The organism is Actinomadura madurae (assembly GCF_047130825.1).
In the GTDB taxonomy this organism is placed as follows: domain Bacteria; phylum Actinomycetota; class Actinomycetes; order Streptosporangiales; family Streptosporangiaceae; genus Spirillospora; species Spirillospora madurae.
In genome coordinates this window covers 9,276,310-9,293,448 of sequence record NZ_CP083237.1, presented here as the reverse complement: position 1 = coordinate 9,293,448, position 17,139 = coordinate 9,276,310, and the positions used below count along the sequence as shown (strand labels likewise).

20 protein-coding genes are annotated in these 17,139 nt (G+C 69.4%); 15 read left to right on the top strand and 5 right to left on the bottom strand.

The window, feature by feature from the left end:
* The first annotated feature begins 56 nt into the window (after positions 1-56).
* Positions 57-1,430 carry an MFS transporter gene (locus K8Z49_RS43555; RefSeq protein ID WP_412516900.1) on the top strand — a complete coding sequence of 458 codons (1,374 nt, stop codon included), beginning with the start codon at positions 57-59 and terminating at the stop codon, positions 1,428-1,430.
* Positions 1,431-1,458: 28 nt separating this feature from the next.
* On the opposite strand, the gene K8Z49_RS43550 is transcribed toward K8Z49_RS43555, so the two are convergent.
* Positions 1,459-2,046, bottom strand: coding sequence for an HAD family hydrolase (locus tag K8Z49_RS43550; RefSeq protein WP_111833582.1), 588 nt, complete (start codon positions 2,044-2,046; stop codon positions 1,459-1,461).
* A gap of 126 nt (positions 2,047-2,172) precedes the next feature.
* Between K8Z49_RS43550 and K8Z49_RS43545 the strand changes: the two genes are divergently transcribed.
* Positions 2,173-2,841: a TetR/AcrR family transcriptional regulator gene (locus K8Z49_RS43545; protein WP_021595240.1), complete on the top strand. Its 669-nt coding sequence runs from the start codon at positions 2,173-2,175 to the stop codon at positions 2,839-2,841.
* A 279-nt stretch (positions 2,842-3,120) separates the two neighbouring features.
* Positions 3,121-3,351 carry a hypothetical protein gene (locus K8Z49_RS43540; RefSeq protein WP_021595239.1) on the top strand — a complete coding sequence of 77 codons (231 nt, stop codon included), beginning with the start codon at positions 3,121-3,123 and terminating at the stop codon, positions 3,349-3,351.
* Between the two features lie 141 nt (positions 3,352-3,492).
* Here the strand turns inward: K8Z49_RS43540 and K8Z49_RS43535 are convergent, their stop codons facing one another.
* Positions 3,493-3,792: a Dabb family protein gene (locus K8Z49_RS43535; protein WP_033330654.1), complete on the bottom strand. Its 300-nt coding sequence runs from the start codon at positions 3,790-3,792 to the stop codon at positions 3,493-3,495.
* A 266-nt stretch (positions 3,793-4,058) separates the two neighbouring features.
* Here K8Z49_RS43535 and K8Z49_RS43530 point away from each other — a divergent pair, with 266 nt between their 5' ends.
* The 5 genes from K8Z49_RS43530 (at position 4,059) to K8Z49_RS43510 (ending at position 9,151) form a co-directional block, all read left to right on the top strand.
* On the top strand, positions 4,059-5,711 hold the full coding sequence (locus tag K8Z49_RS43530) for a bifunctional lysylphosphatidylglycerol flippase/synthetase MprF (RefSeq protein WP_412516899.1): 1,653 nt from the start codon (positions 4,059-4,061) through the stop codon (positions 5,709-5,711).
* Positions 5,712-5,780: 69 nt separating this feature from the next.
* Positions 5,781-6,947 (top strand): serine hydrolase domain-containing protein, encoded by a 1,167-nt coding sequence (locus K8Z49_RS43525; RefSeq protein ID WP_412516898.1) that lies wholly within the window; start codon positions 5,781-5,783, stop codon positions 6,945-6,947.
* 20 nt (positions 6,948-6,967) lie between these two features.
* Positions 6,968-7,663 (top strand): endonuclease V, encoded by a 696-nt coding sequence (locus K8Z49_RS43520; protein ID WP_021597418.1) that lies wholly within the window; start codon positions 6,968-6,970, stop codon positions 7,661-7,663.
* 85 nt (positions 7,664-7,748) lie between these two features.
* Positions 7,749-8,318, top strand: a complete 570-nt coding sequence (locus K8Z49_RS43515; RefSeq protein WP_250361258.1) for a TetR/AcrR family transcriptional regulator — start codon at positions 7,749-7,751, stop codon at positions 8,316-8,318.
* 71 nt (positions 8,319-8,389) lie between these two features.
* Complete coding sequence (locus tag K8Z49_RS43510) at positions 8,390-9,151, top strand: glucose 1-dehydrogenase (protein ID WP_021597416.1); 762 nt, start codon at positions 8,390-8,392, stop codon at positions 9,149-9,151.
* A 58-nt stretch (positions 9,152-9,209) separates the two neighbouring features.
* On the opposite strand, the gene K8Z49_RS43505 is transcribed toward K8Z49_RS43510, so the two are convergent.
* Positions 9,210-10,586: an amidase gene (locus tag K8Z49_RS43505; protein ID WP_021597415.1), complete on the bottom strand. Its 1,377-nt coding sequence runs from the start codon at positions 10,584-10,586 to the stop codon at positions 9,210-9,212.
* A 72-nt stretch (positions 10,587-10,658) separates the two neighbouring features.
* Between K8Z49_RS43505 and K8Z49_RS43500 the strand changes: the two genes are divergently transcribed.
* The 4 genes from K8Z49_RS43500 (at position 10,659) to K8Z49_RS43485 (ending at position 13,302) form a co-directional block, all read left to right on the top strand.
* Positions 10,659-11,216: a TetR/AcrR family transcriptional regulator gene (locus K8Z49_RS43500; protein ID WP_111833580.1), complete on the top strand. Its 558-nt coding sequence runs from the start codon at positions 10,659-10,661 to the stop codon at positions 11,214-11,216.
* A 410-nt stretch (positions 11,217-11,626) separates the two neighbouring features.
* Positions 11,627-11,848 carry a hypothetical protein gene (locus K8Z49_RS43495; RefSeq protein WP_412516897.1) on the top strand — a complete coding sequence of 74 codons (222 nt, stop codon included), beginning with the start codon at positions 11,627-11,629 and terminating at the stop codon, positions 11,846-11,848.
* Positions 11,841-12,440, top strand: coding sequence for a DUF2637 domain-containing protein (locus tag K8Z49_RS43490; RefSeq protein ID WP_412516896.1), 600 nt, complete (start codon positions 11,841-11,843; stop codon positions 12,438-12,440). The genes K8Z49_RS43495 and K8Z49_RS43490 overlap by 8 nt, the downstream gene beginning before the upstream one ends.
* An 85-nt stretch (positions 12,441-12,525) precedes the next feature.
* The gene (locus K8Z49_RS43485) at positions 12,526-13,302 is read left to right on the top strand and encodes a hypothetical protein (protein ID WP_412516895.1); all 777 of its coding nucleotides are present in this window, start codon (positions 12,526-12,528) and stop codon (positions 13,300-13,302) included.
* Positions 13,303-13,371: 69 nt separating this feature from the next.
* Here the strand turns inward: K8Z49_RS43485 and K8Z49_RS43480 are convergent, their stop codons facing one another.
* Together K8Z49_RS43480 and K8Z49_RS43475 are read right to left on the bottom strand one after the other, a co-directional pair.
* The gene (locus K8Z49_RS43480) at positions 13,372-14,646 is read right to left on the bottom strand and encodes a hypothetical protein (protein ID WP_412516894.1); all 1,275 of its coding nucleotides are present in this window, start codon (positions 14,644-14,646) and stop codon (positions 13,372-13,374) included.
* Between the two features lie 409 nt (positions 14,647-15,055).
* Positions 15,056-15,787: an XRE family transcriptional regulator gene (locus K8Z49_RS43475; RefSeq protein WP_412516893.1), complete on the bottom strand. Its 732-nt coding sequence runs from the start codon at positions 15,785-15,787 to the stop codon at positions 15,056-15,058.
* Between the two features lie 171 nt (positions 15,788-15,958).
* On the opposite strand from K8Z49_RS43475, the gene K8Z49_RS43470 reads away from it, so the two are divergent.
* The 3 genes from K8Z49_RS43470 (at position 15,959) to K8Z49_RS43460 (ending at position 17,137) form a co-directional block, all read left to right on the top strand.
* Positions 15,959-16,237, top strand: a complete 279-nt coding sequence (locus tag K8Z49_RS43470; protein WP_412516892.1) for a hypothetical protein — start codon at positions 15,959-15,961, stop codon at positions 16,235-16,237.
* 218 nt (positions 16,238-16,455) lie between these two features.
* Entirely contained in the window at positions 16,456-16,680 is a 225-nt protein-coding gene (locus tag K8Z49_RS43465) for a hypothetical protein (RefSeq protein ID WP_412516891.1), read from the top strand.
* Position 16,681: 1 nt separating this feature from the next.
* Positions 16,682-17,137: a winged helix-turn-helix domain-containing protein gene (locus K8Z49_RS43460; protein WP_412516890.1), complete on the top strand. Its 456-nt coding sequence runs from the start codon at positions 16,682-16,684 to the stop codon at positions 17,135-17,137.
* Positions 17,138-17,139: the final 2 nt, after the last annotated feature.

The following is a 17,139-nucleotide window of genomic DNA, read 5'->3' as shown; positions in this document are numbered from 1 at the left end:
CCGTCATGTGATACGAACGTATCATTATGGTACGGCTGTATCACCAAGGAGGTCCGATGACGCCGCGGCACCGCCTCGTGCTCGCCCTGGCGTGCGCGGCGCAGTTCATGGTCGTCCTCGACGTGTCGGTCGTGAACGTCGCGCTGCCCGCGATCCAGGCGCGCCTGGACGTCGCGCCCGCCGACCTGCCGTGGATCGTCAACGCCTACGCGCTGCCCTTCGCGGGCCTCCTCCTGCTCGGCGGCCGCCTCGCCGACCTCTGCGGGCTCCGCCGGACCCTCGTCCTCGGCCTGGCGCTGTTCACGCTCGCGAGCCTCGCCTGCGGCCTGGCGGGCTCACCGGCCGCGCTCATCGCCGCCCGCGCGTGCCAGGGCGCCGGCGCGGCCGTCCTCGCCCCGGCGACGCTGACCGTCCTCACCACCACGTTCGAGGAGGACGTCCGCCCCCGCGCCCTGGCCGCCTGGACGGCGGTGGGCCTCGCGGGCGGCACGGCGGGCAACCTCGCCGGCGGCCTCCTCACCGACGCGCTGTCCTGGCGCTGGATCTTCCTGGTCAACGTCCCGGTCGGCGCCCTGGCCCTGCTGCCCGCCCGGCTGCTCCCGGGCCGGACCGGCGGGCGGCGGCGCCTGGACGTCCCCGGAGCCGCCCTCGCCACGGGCGGCGTCACGGCGCTCACCTTCGGCATCACCCGCGGCTGGAACGCCCCCGCCCTGGTCATCGGAGCCGCCGCGCTCGCCGCGTTCGCCGTCGTCCAGTCCCGGTCGCCGGCGCCGCTGATCCCGCTGCGGCTCTTGCGCGTCCGCGCGGTCGCGGCCGGGAACGCGACCATGCTGCTCGCCGGGGCCTGCCTCAACCCGATGTGGTTCTTCCTGGCGCTGTCCATGCAGAACGTCCTGCACCTCACCGCGTTCCAGACGGGCCTCGGCTTCCTCCCGCACACCCTCCTGACGATCGCGGTCGCCCTCCACGTCACGCCCAGGCTGATGCGGCACGCGAGCGACCGCACTCTGATCATCGCCGGCGCCCTGATCGCGGCGGCCGGTTTCCTGTGGCAGAGCCGCCTCTCCCCCGGCGGCGCCTACCTGCCGGACGTCCTCGGCCCGGCGGTCCTCATCTCCGCCGGCGGCGGCCTCCTCAACACCCCGCTCACCAACGCCGTCACCTCGGGCGCCCCGTCCCGCGACGCCGGCGCCGCGTCCGGCCTGATGAACACCACCAAGCAGGCGGGCGCCGCCCTGGGCCTGGCCGCCCTGGCCGCCCTCACCGCCCGCGAGGAAACCTATGACCGCGCCTTCCTGACCATGGCGGCCCTCCTCCTGGCCGCCGCCGCAACAGCCCGCGCCCTACCCGGCCAGGACCGCGGCTCCCCCGCGACCGCCCGGCGTCCCGGGCAACACGACGATCACGGCGCCGGCTCGAAGCCCGCGTGACCGGCGCCCGCCCGCGGCCGGCGGCGGTCTAGGCGACGAGGGTGCGGACCTGGGAGCGGGAGGTGAAGAGTTCGGCGCGCATGCCGGTTGCGCGGGCGGCGCGGACGTTGCGTTCGCTGTCGTCGAAGAAGAGCACGTCGGCGGTCGTGACGCCGAGGCGCTCGGCGCAGATCTCGTAGGCGCGCGGGTCGGGCTTGGCGACGCCGATGTCGCAGGAGTAGACGCGCGCGTCGAAGCGGGCGAGCCAGCCGCCGTGCCGGGCCTCGAAGCGGGGCACCAGGTCGCCGATGATGTTGGACAGCAGCCCGAGCGTGCGGCCCTCGTCGGCCAGCTCGCCGACGAGCGCGACCATGTCCTCGTCGACCTCGGTCCAGCTGTCGAGGTCGGCCTCGTTCAGCGCCGCGACGTCGGGGAACGCGACGCCGAGCAGCCCGGCGACGTCCGCCCAGTAGGAGGTGCTCTCCTGGCCGGCGTCGTAGGCGGGGCGGCAGGCCCAGTAGGCGTCCCAGAACGCGGGGCCGGGCGTCCCGGCGAGCTGCTCGATCCGCCGCACCGCCTCGGGCGTCTGGGTGCGGGCGATCACTCCGTACAGGTCGAACACGATCACGTCGGACATGGGGCAGAGCCTATGCGGCGGGGGCGAACGGGGTGGCAAGCACCTGTAGCAAGCGCTTGCTGTGCCCCGTACCCTGGTGCGGCCGCGACACGAGCAAGCGGTTGGGCGAGACGGCATAATGAGAGGGTGACGACCACGAGCGCCAAGTCCGGACGATCGAGAACCCGCGCCACCGGTGAGAGCGGCCCGCGCCGCCGCGGCCGGGGATCGGCCGCGCTGGCCTCGGAGCGCCGCGAGCACCTGGTCAGGCTCGCGGCGGAACTGTTCGCGGAGAAGGGCTTCCAGGCCACGACGGTCCGCAACATCGCCGAGGAGGCGGGCATCCTCTCCGGCAGCCTGTACCACCACTTCGACTCCAAGGAGTCGATCGTCGACGAGATCCTCTCCGGGTTCTTCACCGACATCATGGCGGGCTACCAGGCGGTGATCGACGAGAACCGCGACCCGCGGGACACGATCGCGGGGCTCGTCCGGGTCGCGTTCGGCACCCTGGAGCCGCACCGGGCCGCCATCACGGTCATGCAGAACGACTGGAACTACCTCCGGGGGATGGACCGGTTCGCCTACCTGATCAAGTCCGAGGACGAGGTCGAGAAGATGTGGGTGAACACGCTCCAGGCGGGGCAGGCGGAGGGGCTGTTCCGCCCCGACCTCGATCCGAAGCTGACCTACCGGATGATCCGCGACACCGTGTGGGTGGCGGTCCGCTGGTTCCGTCCCGGCGGCCGCCTGAACGCCCAGGGGCTCGCCGAGCACTACCTCAAGGTGATGTTCGACGGGATCAACCTGCACTAGCCGCACCGCGCCCGCGTCCCGTCCCGCCGATCGTCACCTGAACGCGCCGTGCACCGCCGGACCGGCCGTCCGGCGGCGGTTCCGGCTTCGTCCCTGGTCATGCCGGGGCGGCCCGCATTCGGGCCGACCGGATACATACATTCGGGCACATCGGCGCGGTATCCCACCGTTCGGCGCCCCCAGCCTCCATAGTGTGCTTAGTCACTATTTGCCGAGTAGGGGTGACGCTTTGGTCCCTGAGGACGCTGTTGCCGGAGAGATCTACGGGGGGAGGGCGGCATGACGACTCATCGGGGTGCCGCCGGCCAGGGCGAGCCCACGCCCGCGGCCATGCGCGCGGCCACCGTGCGCGCTCTTCAGGAGCAGTTCCCGGGTGTGCGCGTCTGGTACGGCGAGGCGACGGGGTCGTGGTGGGCCATGGTGCCGCTGCGCGACGGGCCGCGGCTCCTGGAGGCGCCGACTCCGCAGCAGCTCCGCGACGACATCATGAACCTGCGGGCCCTGGGATGACCGGGCCGCGCGGGGGCGGTGCGCCGCCCGCCGGAAACGGGGCGCGATCCGTCCCCGGCGGACGTCTCTGAGGAAATTAACCCGAAACCTCTTCAGAACACAAGCGCTTGCTCGGTTTTGTGCGCCGGGGTGCCCGCGCCGCTACGCCTCGTACTGGATGGACGCGCGCTCCACCGCGATCGGCGTGATGAACTCGTCCACCACCGCGCGGTGCACCGGGTCGTCGCGGTAGGCCAGGTAGGCGTCCCGGTCGGCGAAGTCCGCGACCACGACGAAGTCGTACGTGCCGGGGTTCACGCCCGCGTTCGCCCCGACGCTGTACTCCCTGATCTCCGGGATCGCTCCGGGAAGCTCGCGCAGCCTGGCCGCGACCTCGTCCTGCTGGCCCGTCGTCGTTCCCTCGGCCCACCTGAACATCACCACATGCCGAAAACCACTCATGTTCGGCACGTTACCGGTGACTCCCCCGGTTCAGCCGCCGCCGAGCCCGGCGGCCGTGATCGCGCCGAGTTCCCGGCACGCCTCCGGATCGTCCTTCCCGGGCTCGCCGAGCGGTGTTCCTCGCGACCGTCACCCGGGTATGGCCGGTGTGAAGCCCCTGACCAGCGAGTCCGGTTCCAGGCCGGCACCGAGGGCGATCTTCAACGTCCGAATGCGGGAATGGGTTCCAGGGGATCTTGGTTGTGGGCTCAGCGGAGGTGTCCTTCGTGCAATCAGCGAAACCGGCGGTACCGCCGCGGGCGCGGCCGGTGTGGCCGCTCGCCCTCACCGCGCTGCTGGTCGCCGTGCTCATCGCGGTCCCGGCGTTCGCGCACCCCCCGCACTGGCTCGGCCGGCTGTCCCGGCTGGTGACCGGCAGCCCGCTCGCCCCGGCGCACGCGATCGCCATCGGCCTCGCGCTCGGCCTGCTCGCCCGCGGCGTCCTGCTGCGCCGCCGCGCCGCCTGGTACGGCCTGGTCACGCTGGTCCTCCTCGGGCTGCTCGCGGTCCTCGCGGGCGACGACCCGCTGTGGCGGCTGCCTCTGCTCGCCGCCGTCCTCGGCGGCCTGTGGCTGGAGCGCGACCGGTTCCCGGTGCGCCCGCATCCCGAGCGCGTCCGCGCGGCCGTGCGGACCGGAGCGGTCCTGGTCGCCGCCGCCACCGCGGCGTCGCTGGCCTTCGGCGGCGTGTCGATCCGGTCGGTCGGGGACGTCGCGACCGGGCTCGGCGCCGCCGGCGGGCCCACCGACGGCGCGTCCTGGCTGCCGGGCGTGCTCGGCCTCGCCGGCGCCGCCGGGCTCCTCGTGCTGATCATCACCCTGCTCGCGCCCGACCCCGCGCCGCCGCCCGGCGACGAGGCCGAGCGCCGGCGCGTCGCCGGGCTCGTCGCCCACCCGGGCTCGGACACCCTCGCCCCGTTCGCGCTGCGCCGCGACAAGGCGTACGTGTTCAGCGCGGACGGCCGCGCCGCGATCGGCTACCGCGTCCTGTTCGGCATGGCGGTCGCGGGCGGCGACCCGGTCGGCGACCCCGCCTGCCACCCCGCCGCCGTCCGCGCGTTCCGCGCGATGTGCCGGACGACGGGCTGGCGGCCGGCCGTGCTCGGCGCGAGCGACGGCCTGCTCGCGGCCTGGGGGCCGTGCCGGGCGATCGGGTACGGCGACGAGGTCGTCCTCCGCCCCGGCGAGTTCTCCCTGGCGGGACGGCAGATGCGCAACGTCCGGCAGGCCGTGAGGCGCACCGAGAACGCGGGCGTCACGTCCGAGATCGTCCCGGAACGCGACCTGACCCCCGCGCTCCGCGCGAAGCTGCTGGACGTCGCGTCCCGCTCGCTGGGCGGCGCCGCCGAGCGCGGCTTCTCCATGAACCTCGACGAGCTGCTGACCGGCTACCACCCGGGCGCGGTCGTCGCCATCGCCTACGACGAGGACAAGGAGCCCATCGCCTTCCAGCGCTACGTCTCCGCGGGCCAGGGCATCAGCCTGGACGCGATGCGCCGCGCGCCCGGCGGCCCGAACGGGGTCAACGAGCGCCTCATCGTCGAGATGGTCCGGTACGCGGGCGAGCGGGGCCACGGGGTCGTGTCGCTGAACTTCGCCGCGTTCCGCGAGCTGCTGGACGCCGACGAGCGCACCCTGCTGGAGAAGGCCGGCTACCGGGCCCTGCACCTCCTCGACCCGTGGATCGCGGTCGAGTCGCTGTACCTGTTCGACAAGAAGTTCAGGCCGTCCTACCGGCCGCGCAACGTCGTCCTCCGGTCCTGGTTCGACCTCGCGTGGCTGGCCGCCGCCCTGCTCACGCTGGAGTTCGGGCGGACGCGGCCCGCGCAGCGCGCCGCCGACCCGGTCACCGAGCCCGTCCACCACCTCGGCCGCTTCTAGCGCGTCACCCGGCGCGGCGGGCAATCCTAGAACGTGATTCCATAGAGCTCCCCGCTGAGAGGATCGCGCATGAGCACGGTGCAGGGCCACTGCGATCCGGCGTTCGCCGGCGTCCGCGAGGTGTTCGAGCAGCACTTCGCCGAGGGGCGCGAGCTGGGCGCCGCCGTCGCCGTCTACGTGGGCGACCGCAAGGTCGTCGACCTGTGGGGCGGCGTCGCCGACCGCCGCACCGGACGCGAGTGGCTGCCCGGCACCCCCTGCTTCGGGTTCTCCTGCACCAAGGCGGTGACGGCCGCCGCGGCGCTGCTGCTCGCCGAGCGCGGCGCCTACGAGGTGGACGGCCCGGTGACCGCCTGGTGGCCGGAGTTCGGCGCCGGGGGCAAGGACGGCGTGACCGCGGCCCACCTGCTGTCGCACCAGGCCGGGCTGCCCGCGTTCGCGCGTCCCGTGACGGCGGAGGAGGCGGCCGACGCCCCGGCGCTCGCGTCCGAGCTGGCCGCGCAGAAGCCCGAGTGGACGCCGGGCGAGGCCCACGGCTACCACGCGCTGACCTACGGGTGGCTGGCCGGGGAGATCGTCCGGCGGCTGTCCGGCCGGATGGTCGGCGCCTTCGTCGAGGACGAGTTCGCCGGCGACCTCGACCTGTGGATCGGGGCGCCCGAGGACGTGATCGGGCGGGCCGCGAAGCTGTCGGCGGGACGGCGCCGCGGCGGCGGCGCCGACGCCCCCCGGCCCGGCGCGCCCGACGTCCTCAAGCGGCTCGCCGAGGCCTACCTCGACCCGCGGAGCCTGATGAACCGGTCGCTGAACAACCCGCACCCGGGCAAGGGCGGCTACAACAACCCGGTCGTGCTGCGGGCCGGCTGGCCGTCCGCCGGGATGATCGCCACCGCACCCGCGCTCGCCGGCTTCTACCGCGACCTCGTGGCGGGCCGGATCGTGCGCCCGGACACGCTGCGGGACGCCCTGCGCCCGCGCGTCACCGGCCCGGACCGGACGCTGCTCGTGGACAGCTCGTTCGGACTGGGCTTCATGCGTCCGTCGCAGACGTTCTACACGCCCAAGGCGGGGCGCGAGTCGGCGTTCGGCCACACCGGCGCGGGGGGCTCGATCGGCCTCGGCGACCCCGAGGCCGGGCTCGCGCTCGCCTACCTGCCCAACCTGATGGGCGACCAGGCGTCCGGCGACCTGCGCGCCTTCCGGCTGACGCAGGCCGCGTACGCGTCGCTGTCCTGACCGGCCGGTAGCGTCCCGGCATGGACGTACACGACCTGCACCCCTGGCCGTCCACGCCGCAGGAGGCCGAGGCGATCCAGGACCGGCTGCGTCCCCTGCTCGACCTGGACGTCCCGGGTCCGGCCGCGCCGCGCACCGTCGCGGGCCTCGACGTCTCGTACGCGGGCGACGGCGGCGGTGCCGGCGACCGCGTGGCCGCCGCCGCGGTCGTCCTCGACGCGGCGACCCTGGAGGTCGTGGAGGAGGCGGTCGCCGTCGGCACGGCCGCGTTCCCGTACGTCCCGGGCCTGTTCGCGTTCCGGGAGCTGCCCACGCTGCTCCGCGCCCTCCGCGCGCTCACGACGACACCCGGCCTGCTGGTGTGCGACGGGTTCGGGATCGCGCACCCGCGGCGGTTCGGGCTGGCCTGCCACCTCGGCGTCCTGACCGGCCTGCCGTCCATCGGCGTCGGCAAGACGGCGTTCGTCGGCACCTACGACCAGCCCGGCCCGCGGCGCGGCGACGCCAGCCCGCTGCTCGACGGGGGCGAGGTCGTCGGACGGGTGCTGCGTACGCGCGACAACGTGAAACCGGTGTTCGTGTCCGTCGGGCACCGCACCGATCTCGACACCGCGTGCCGGACCGTCCTCGCCCTCGCGCCCGAGTACCGCCTCCCGGAGACGACGCGCCGCGCCGACCGCCTGTCGCGCGAGGCACTGGCCGCGCCGTCCGGGTAGCGCTCTCCACGGGGAGATGGCAGGCTCGTCCAGTAAGCAGGCGTGTACCATCCCAGGTCACCCGCTACATCGCTGGACGGTGCCCATGGACACCCGCCCGATGCGGGCCGACGCCCGCCGCAACTACGAGCGACTCATCACGACGGCCCGCGTCGCGTTCATGGAGAACGGCACGGGCGCGTCCCTCGACGACATCGCCAAGCGCGCGGGTGTCGGCTCGGGCACGCTCTACCGGCACTTCCCGACCCGCGACGCGCTGCTGCACGCCGTCCTGCGGGAGCGGATCGACGGGCTCCTCGCGCACGCCGAGGAGCTGCTCGCCGACCCCGATCCGGACGCCGCGCTCGGCCTGTGGCTGCGCACCTACCTGTCGGGCGCGGCCACCCCGCGCGGCACCTCCACCGTGATCATCGAGGCGATGTCGGCGGAGTGGGCCGACACCGGGCTCGGCGCCGCGGCGGCGGCGATCTGCGAGGCGCTCGGCCGGCTGCTGGACCGCGCGCAGCGCGCGGGGGCGATCCGCCCCGACATCGACCCGGGCGACCTGCTGCGGCTCACCAACGCGATCGGCGTCGCGTCCGAGCGCACGCCCGACCGCGAGGCGTACGCCGCGCGGATGCTCGCGCTCCTCTTCGACGGCCTGCGCACGGGGTAGGGGGCCGCCTTGTTCCGTTGACCAAGCGTTCGCTAGGTTTTATCGGACGGCAGCGGCGACGAGGAGCGTTGATGGGGCAGCTTGACGGCAAGGTGGCACTGATCACCGGCGGCGCGCGCGGCATGGGCAAGGCGCACGTCCGCCGCTTCCTGGACGAGGGCGCCAAGGTCGTGTTCGGCGACGTCCTGGAGGAGGAGGGCGCGAAGCTCGCCGCCGACCTCGGGGACGACGTCCGGTTCGTCCGGATGGACGTGTCCAAGCAGGAGGACTGGGAGCGGGCCGCCGAGACCGCGACCAGCACGTTCGGGGCGCTGAACGTCCTGGTCAACAATGCCGGGATCCTCCGGCACAAGACGATCGAGGACATGACGCTCGACGAGTTCCGCACGATCCTGGACGTGAACCTCGTCGGCCAGTGGCTCGGCGTCAAGACCGTCACCGCCCCGATGCGCGAGGCGGGCGGCGGCTCCATCGTCAACGTGTCCTCGACCGAGGGCTTCATCGGCGCCGCCGGCCTCGCCGCCTACAGCGCGAGCAAGTTCGGCGTCCGCGGCCTGACGAAGTCGGCCGCGCGCGAGCTCGGGCGGTACGGGATCCGGGTGAACTCCATCCACCCCGGCGCCGTGCTGACACCCCTGACCATGCAGGACGACATCGTCTCGGCCACCGCCGACAACGCCGACGCGTTCATGAAGGCCCTCCCCCTCGGCCGGATGGGCAAGTCGCAGGAGGTCTCCGGGCTGATCGTCTACCTGGCCTCGGACGACTCGTCCTACTGCACGGGCAGCGAGGTCCTCGTCGACGGCGGCATGCTGACCGGCGCCGGGTACTGAAGCGCGACGGGCCGCCGGTACCGGCTTGGACCCCCGCACCGGCGGCCCGTCGCGTGCTCTAGGGGCGCAGGCCGGTCCACCCCTCGACGGCCTCCAGCTGCGCGGCGAGCGAGATGAGCGTGGCCTCGTCGGAATCATGCCCGAGGAGCTGGGCGCCGATGGGCAGGCCGGCCTTGGTGAATCCCGCCGGCACGTTCACCCCCGGCCAGCCGACCACGTTCCACGTCCACGCGTAAGGGCACGCGGCCGCGACGCCCGACTGCGTCTTCTGGTATCCCATCCCCTCGAACGCCCCCACCTTCAAGGGCGGCTGCGCGGTGGTGGGCGTCATCACCACGTCGGCCGCCTGGAAGATGCGGCCGATCTTCCTGCGCAGATACGGGTCCATCCTCTTCGCGAGAGGCAGCAGCCGCTTCCCGACCAGCCGCCCCATGCGCGCCTCCACCTCGGTCCTGTGCTCCGGCCTCGGGTTCGGCATCGCGTCCAGCCAGTCGGCGACGCCGGACGTCCCCCTCGGGACGAGCCCGAGCGCCACGAGCCCGTAGTCGGGGTCGGCGGGGAACACCTTGTGACCGAGATCGGTCAGCCTCCGCGCGAGCCGCTCCACCGCCGCGCGGATCTCCGGGTCGAGCTCGCCGCTGACCCCGAAGGCCGTCCGGAACGACACCGCGATCCGCAGCCGGCGCGGCTCCCGCCTCGCGGCCTCGGCGAACGGGGTCAGGGGCGGGTCGACCTGGTACACGTCGTCCGGATGGCTGCCGCTGAGCACGTCGAGCAGCAGGGCGGCGTCCCCGACGCTCCGCGCGATCGGGCCCCACACCGTGATCCCGTTGAACGGGTCGGTCTGCGGGTATCCCGAGACCCGCCCCCGCTGCGGCTTGATGCCGACCAGCCCCGTCCATGCCGCCGGGATGCGGATCGACCCGGCGCCGTCCGATCCCACGGCGCCCGCGACCATGCCGGCGGCGACGGCCGCCGCCGACCCGCCCGACGACCCGCCCGGCGTGTACTCCGGGTTCCACGGGTTCCTCGCGACGCCGTACCCGGGCGACTCGCTGAACGGCCACAGCCCGATCTCGCACGTCGTCGTCTTCCCCACGATCACGGCGCCGGCCGCCCGCAGCTTGCGGACGACCTCCCCGTCCTCCACCGCGGGCCGGTGGTCGCCCAGCACCGCGAACGGCGTGGTCTCACCGGCCAGATCCGTGTCGTCCTTGATGGCGACGGGCACCCCGAGCAGCGGCAGCCGCTCCCCCTCCGCCAGCCGCTTGTCGGCGTCCAGCGCCTCCTGCCCTGCCGCCTCGCTGCGCACCACCCGGAACGCCCCGAGCGACTCCTGCCGCCCGATGGACTCCAGACTCTCCTCGACCAGCTCACTGGAGGAGATCTCGCCCCTCGCCAGCGCCTCCGCCTGCCCGGCCAGCCCCAGCTCCACCCACGCCTCCCGGTATCGTTCGTTCGAACGAACGATACGGAACATGCCCGTCCTAGGGAAGACTGTGCAGCGATGAGCGCCCGCGATCAGATTCTCGAAGCCACCCTCCGCCTCATCGGCGAGCAGGGCATCGGCGCCGTGACCAACCGGGCCGTCGCCCGCGCGGCCGGCGTCTCACTCGGCTCCCTGACCTACCACTTCCCCAGCCAGGAGGACCTGCTCCGCGAGGCCCTGCACACCTTCGTGGAAGCCGAGATAGCCCGCATCACCGCCTACGTCACGTCCCTCGCCGAGTCGGGCATCGCCCCCATCGAGGCCGCCGACCAGGTCGAGAAGGCCGTCGTCGACTTCGCCTACGGCCCCGAGCAGATCGCGAACCTCGAACTCCATCTGCACTCGGCCCGCGACCCCGCCCTGCGCACGGCCTCCGCCCGCTCCGTCGAGGCCTACGACCGGCTGGCCGCCGCGATCCTCGACGCCCTCGGCATCCCGGACGCCGAACGCCACGCCCCCGCGATCGTCGCGATGCTCTACGGCCTGGCCGTCCGCCGCCTGGCCACCGGCGACACCGCCGCCACCGGCACCGCCGACGCCTTCCGGCTCCTCCTCCTCGGCGCCCTGCCCCGCTGAGAAAAGCTTCTGGCCCGCACGGCCCTAGAGCGGGAAAAACAAGGCCGTGCGGGCCAGAAACCTGTCTCAATCAGGAACCTCAGTCGGAACCTCAGCCGACGTTCGCTCTGCTCTCCGCCTGTGCACCTCCGCCGTGTCTCCGATGTGACGCCTGCAACGCTAAGCCGCCGCCCCCCCCAACAGGGGCCCCTTAAGACTCCTTTAGGGAACCCCTGAGCCACCCTTATTCAGGGCCCGTCCGAAGCCGTCCGGGGAGATCGAGCAGAGAGCCGCTCACCTGCGAAAACCAGGAAGGGAGACCAGGGGAACCATCCGGCACTGTCGACCTACGTCGGAGTTAAACCGACCTACGTTGGCTCCCGAGATTGGCTCCCCTGGCTCCCTCCCCTCAGCAGGGAGGAGGGGTCTCCATGGCCCTCGAAATCACTGAAACAACGATGACCGCGACGGTAAATGGCGAGGTCATCGCCACCGCAACCCGCACCAACTGCGGATGGCACGTCACCACATGGCCGCGCCCCCTAGACCGCAACGCAGCGATCACGGCCCTGATGCTCGCCGAACGCGTCCTCACCCACGGCGAGGACGACCCGTGCGTGATCGAGTGGCGCAGGGAGCTTGGCCGTGGCTGACCGCCTCATCCGGATCACGACCGCGCTCGCCGTGGTGGCGGTAGCCGCAGTGGCCGCCGTCATCTCGTACCGCCACGCCTACGAACTCGTCCACGCACACGGCGAGTCCGGCCCCACGGCCCGCCTCGTCCCGTTCACGGTGGACGGCCTCATCTGGGCGGCGTCCATGGTGATCCTGGACGCAAGCCGCCGGAAGCACCCCGCACCACCGTTGGCCAAATGGAGCCTCGCCGTAGGCATCGTGGCGACGGTAGGCGCCAACGTGGCGCACGGCGCGTCCCACGGCATCATCGGCGCGATAGTCAGCGCATGGCCCGCGCTCGCCCTCGTGGGGAGTTTCGAACTCCTGATGACACTCACGCGCAGCGCCGCGCGTGGTGACCTCGTCCAGGACGAGGATCGCACCAACTCGGAACGGCCTCGCACCGAAGTGGAGCAGACACCAGAACAGGCAGTGCTGGACGAGTACAGGGCGAGCTTGCAGGGCCCTGGCCGTCCGGTCTCTCAGCGCTACCTCGCCGAGAAGTACGGCATCGACCGCCGCAAGGTGAAGCAGATCATCACCAACGTGGAACAACCCGCCCCAGCGTGAACCAAGGAGCCCCAGTCACGTACTACCTCGGGCCGTGGCCGGGGCTCCTGCGTACCACCAGTGCCACTTGACCCCCATGTGGTCCATGAAACGAGAGGAGCCTGCGAGAACAACAAAGTGTTCTTTTGGGGTGGCTGACCATCTTCGTCGAAGTGGTCCTGATGATGTTGTTCAGCGGCTAGGTTCTCTAGGTATGGCTACTGATTGGTCGCTTGTTGCGGCCTTCGCTTCTGCTGTTGCCGGCGTTGGGTCTGCTGTCGCTGGTCTTGGCGCGTGGGGTGCCGCTACTCGCTCCGCGAGCAGCGCCAAGGACTCTGCCGATGCCGCAAACAAGCTTACAGAGCTTGAAGGAGATCGAAGGCACGCAGAGTTGACTCCGGTGTTTGATTTTCGCCTTGACGAAGGTACAGAACATGGTGGTACCCACGGCGAGCTTTCGATTCAACTAACCGGCCCGGTCGGACTAGATTACCTTGACATAGTCACGATTGAAATCCTTGACGAGGCATGGAAGAAACATTGGAACGCCAATAATCTTCCACGCAATGTGACTGAAGAAGAAGCCGCGAATTTTGTATGGGGGCCATGGGAATTTAACCAGGGCGCATCCGAACAAGTCATCAGCAATCGGAAGACTCGCCCAAGGTCCTACGTGCGTGTGACTGGCGAGAACTGGGAAAGGCTGTCTTTGCGTCGAACGAAGCCCGGTCACTGGATGAGCGACTCAACCGATGATGCCGCCTGGCAGCGACTGATTGCTGGCCCTATTCGACTGCTGATCACCTGCAATCGAGAGCCCCTGCCTGAGTGGTACTTGCTTTATGAAATCTCGCCAGGCCTCAACTCAAACCTAGAGAGGTAGGTTAGCCGGTGGACCGAGTTCGCCGCTTGCACTCTTTTCCGTCAACATCTGTTTGACGTTTCCCCGGAGTTACAAAAACTCTAGCATGCGTTGAGCCGTCCATTTGAAATGGCCATTCTCGGTTACGCGATCGAGGGCGGCGTTGGGGGCATCGCCAATCTTTAGGTAGTAAAGAACGAACAGCCAGTATGCAGCTTCGCCAAAGAAATAGAGTTCCGCTTCATGTTGATGCAGAATCCGCCCAGCATGATGGGCGATGTTATTGCGATCATCTTTTATGACCGTAGCCCACCGATTGAATTTATTATCCGGGACAAGGAGTTTGAAATGTGCACTGACGTCGCCGATGCATTCAAGAATCCTATTGCGGTAGGTCATGTTTGATTTTCCAGAGACGGCCTTGTGAAGCGATTCCAATGCAGCCGCCCTCCCAAAGAATTTATCACTAACATACAAATAGCGATTGTATTTGGTCGCCATAACTCGACCCAATTGAGAGCGATACTTTTTACAGGCTTCCATCCACCGCACGATACCATCAATTTCTCCGATATCGGAGAAGCTAAAAGCAATACTATCTCCAAAAACATGCTTTTCGGAGCCAGCTTGCGCAACTTGTTGCACGAGTAGTTTGACTGATTGCCGGCCCATCCGCTCGTTATCTTCGGTGAAATCAGGATGATAGAGCAAGAACTCCTCGAATGAGCAAACTCGATCAGTCGCCATAGTTACTAGATCTTGCAGATCGCTTGCATAATCCATGGCGCGGCTCAACGATAGAATCGAGTTGAAGCTGAATTTCACGTCAGCGAATTGACGGATAGTAAACTCGCGATTTGTTTTACTCGAAGTTCGATAGCCGTGTCGGACCTCGATATTTCCATCCGAAAATGGAGCACTTACAGTATCCAGGCCCTCCACTTTGATTGAGTAGCCATTCTTGGGCGAGGTGGAAAATTCTTGCGATACTCCACTAACACCAGCCCAGTTGAGGAAATTTGTTACTTCAACGCCTATGCCATCGAAAGTGAGCTCCTCGTCTTTTGCATACGAGGCACCCTCGATAATGAGACCGACAGAATACTTTTGGCGGTGTGCGCCGCTAAAATTCATTTGTCCATGCGTTTGGAAGCAACGGTCTAGCGTATACAGTTCTTTGGTCGATGAACCGATGATGCGTCGGACAGTCTCGGAATCTTCCCAGAAGCTCGTCATCCCTTGGCTGCCGAAACCTCCGATAAGTGAAAGTTCAGTGCCCTCAGATTGCGAGAGTTTGAGGGTGCCAGCCACCTTCTTGTCAGGCTGTTCTGGCAACCAAAATTCACCTTCGAAGTTAAGGTCCATCTGGTTAATATGGATTGCGGCTACTCTTGGCGCTACCCATTGACGGAAGCTGGCCGGTTCCGGACTATTGTGGGGAGGGGCCTCTTAGCCTGGACCGGCTGACAGACCGGCGCTGCCGACTACCCGCATCGGCCCTGTCGTGAGGCTCCGCGCGGAGTGCCCACGCAAGGTAAGAACCGACCAGCGACACGGGCCCGGCCAACTCAGTTCTTCGTCCTTTGGTGCGGCCCTGTAACTCCTGCTGGTGTACACACCTGCCGACCCGCCTCGGCCTGGCCCCTTAGCCAGCGCTTGACCCGAGGCAGAAGGCAAAAGGCCGAGTCGGTGCGTGTGCGGCCGATTCTCGGGCCGCCTTGAGATCTACAGAAAGTCTCACAGAGTTCCGGGCGCTCGATCACGGGTCACGCCTTTAGGCCGTCGGGGTTGCGCCGGACCAGACACGCTCGAAGCTCTCCAGGTACATGCTCGCCATGTCGCCGTCTTCGGCCCTGCGCAGGTGCAGGACGGGGGCGTGGGACGCGGCGATGCCGTAGGCATGCGGGTTGATCAGTAGCTCGTCGCCGGCGCGGTAGATCGAGTTGTAGAGCACTGTGTCATGTAGCCGGACGTCAACGCCGTCCGCGTCCTGTAGGGCCCGGTAGTGGACGAGGGCGTTGCGGATCTTCGCGGCCATGGACTCGCCTACGCCCTCGTCGTTGCCGCGCTCAGCGACGCACGTTCCGTCCGGGTCGCCGAGCAGGATCCGCACCCGAACGCCCTCACGTGCTCTCTGGGCGAGTGTGCGCATGATGCCTGTGTCTTCGGCGAGGAAGAGACCCGCGTAGGCCAGGATGCCGATCTCGTCCCGCGCGGCCTGGAAGAGCTGGTGCCAGACCGGACGAGGGACAGCCCAGCGGTGCGGGTAAGTCGCGAGGACCTCAACCACCGGCGTCTCTACCTGGGTGCTCGTCACAGCGACGTGCGGCCACAGGTCGATCTCGTCGCGTCCGACCAGTGCGGCGACCCTCGTCCGGTGACGGGGGTAGGGGACACGTCCGGCGACCCATCGGTGGACGGTCTTGGGGTCCACGCCCAGCCGCGCGGCAACGCTGGCCTCGGTCAGGTTCGCGTCGGCAAGGGCACGCCTCAACAAGTCGTTCACCGGACCTCCCGCAGATGCAAGCGACAACGACGCACAAGCGACGCTAACAGAAGACGTCCCTAGACGTCCCTAGATGCCGATGGAGAGGTCCCAACCCGAACGGAAGGCTCAAGGCACACGGCGAAGCCACCACTTCGCCCCGGAGATCTACACGGAAGCCAAGGAGCCCCCATGCCCACCGAATGGCCCCAGAAGGCCGACCCGAACCCCCACGAAGATGAGGCGCGTGCTGCGGACGAGGCACTCGCCGAGTTGCGCCGTGACTTCACCGGTCACCGGATCTGGCGCGCCGTGAAGTGGGACGGACGACTCGGAGACTGGGTGGCGAGCTTGCACAACCCGCACGCCGGTGTGGACCCCACAGTGATCCGATCGAGCCCCGCCGCACTGCGCGAGGCGCTCGTCAACGAGGCCGCTCGCGCCGAAGTCGCGCGCGTGGAGACCTGGTGATGGCGCGGGACCATTCCCCGCAGCCGCCGCCAGAGGAGGCCGCGAAGGGGAGCGCGGCCTCATGGGGTGGGGCGGAGGTGGCGTGGTCGGTGCATATTTCCCCGGATGCACCGCCCGCGTCCCCTCTGCCCACCTATGGCGGCCCATGGCGCGCACGCTGGCACCTCACCCTTCTCGCCTTGGTGATGCGCCGAGACGGCTGGAGGACCCAACTCCGCATGACCGGGCCGCGCCAGCTCCTCCGCGTGTACTCCAAGTGCACCCCGACCATCGGCGAGAGCGTGTCCGTGGCCTGGGGCAACAGCACCTGGTGGTACCAGTCCAGCACCGGCCTGTGGCTCACGCCGTGCAGGAACGTCGACCTCGCCGCCGACAAACTCGCCATCCTGCTCACACCCTGGGTCTCGGCGGCATTCGACCTGCTGAGGGACGAGCAGCCCTGACATGACCCGCCGCACGGCATGGGGCACCTACGCGCGCATCACAAACGCGCTACGCCAACGCATCACAGACGGCACCTACGCCCCCGGCACCCGCCTACCGGGCGAGGCCGCTCTCTGCGCCGAGTTCGGCGTTGCCCGCAACACCGTGCGGCGGGCCCTGTCCACCCTGCAAGCCGAAGGACACATCACCGTCCGCACCGGCGTAGGACGCTTCGTCCGAGACTCGGCTACGCAACCATGTACACGTTCCGAGCACATCGCCGCGAACCTACGCCACCAGATCGAGAGCGGACGCTACCAACCGGGGGACGCCCTCCCCAGCGAGGCACAACTTGCCCGCCGCTACGGCGTGTCCCGTTTCACCGCCCGCGCGGCCCTCGTCGCTCTTGAAGCCGCTGGCCTGGTCACCTGCGTCCACGGCAAGGGACGCTACGTCCGTCAAGACGTCCCCAGATGAGC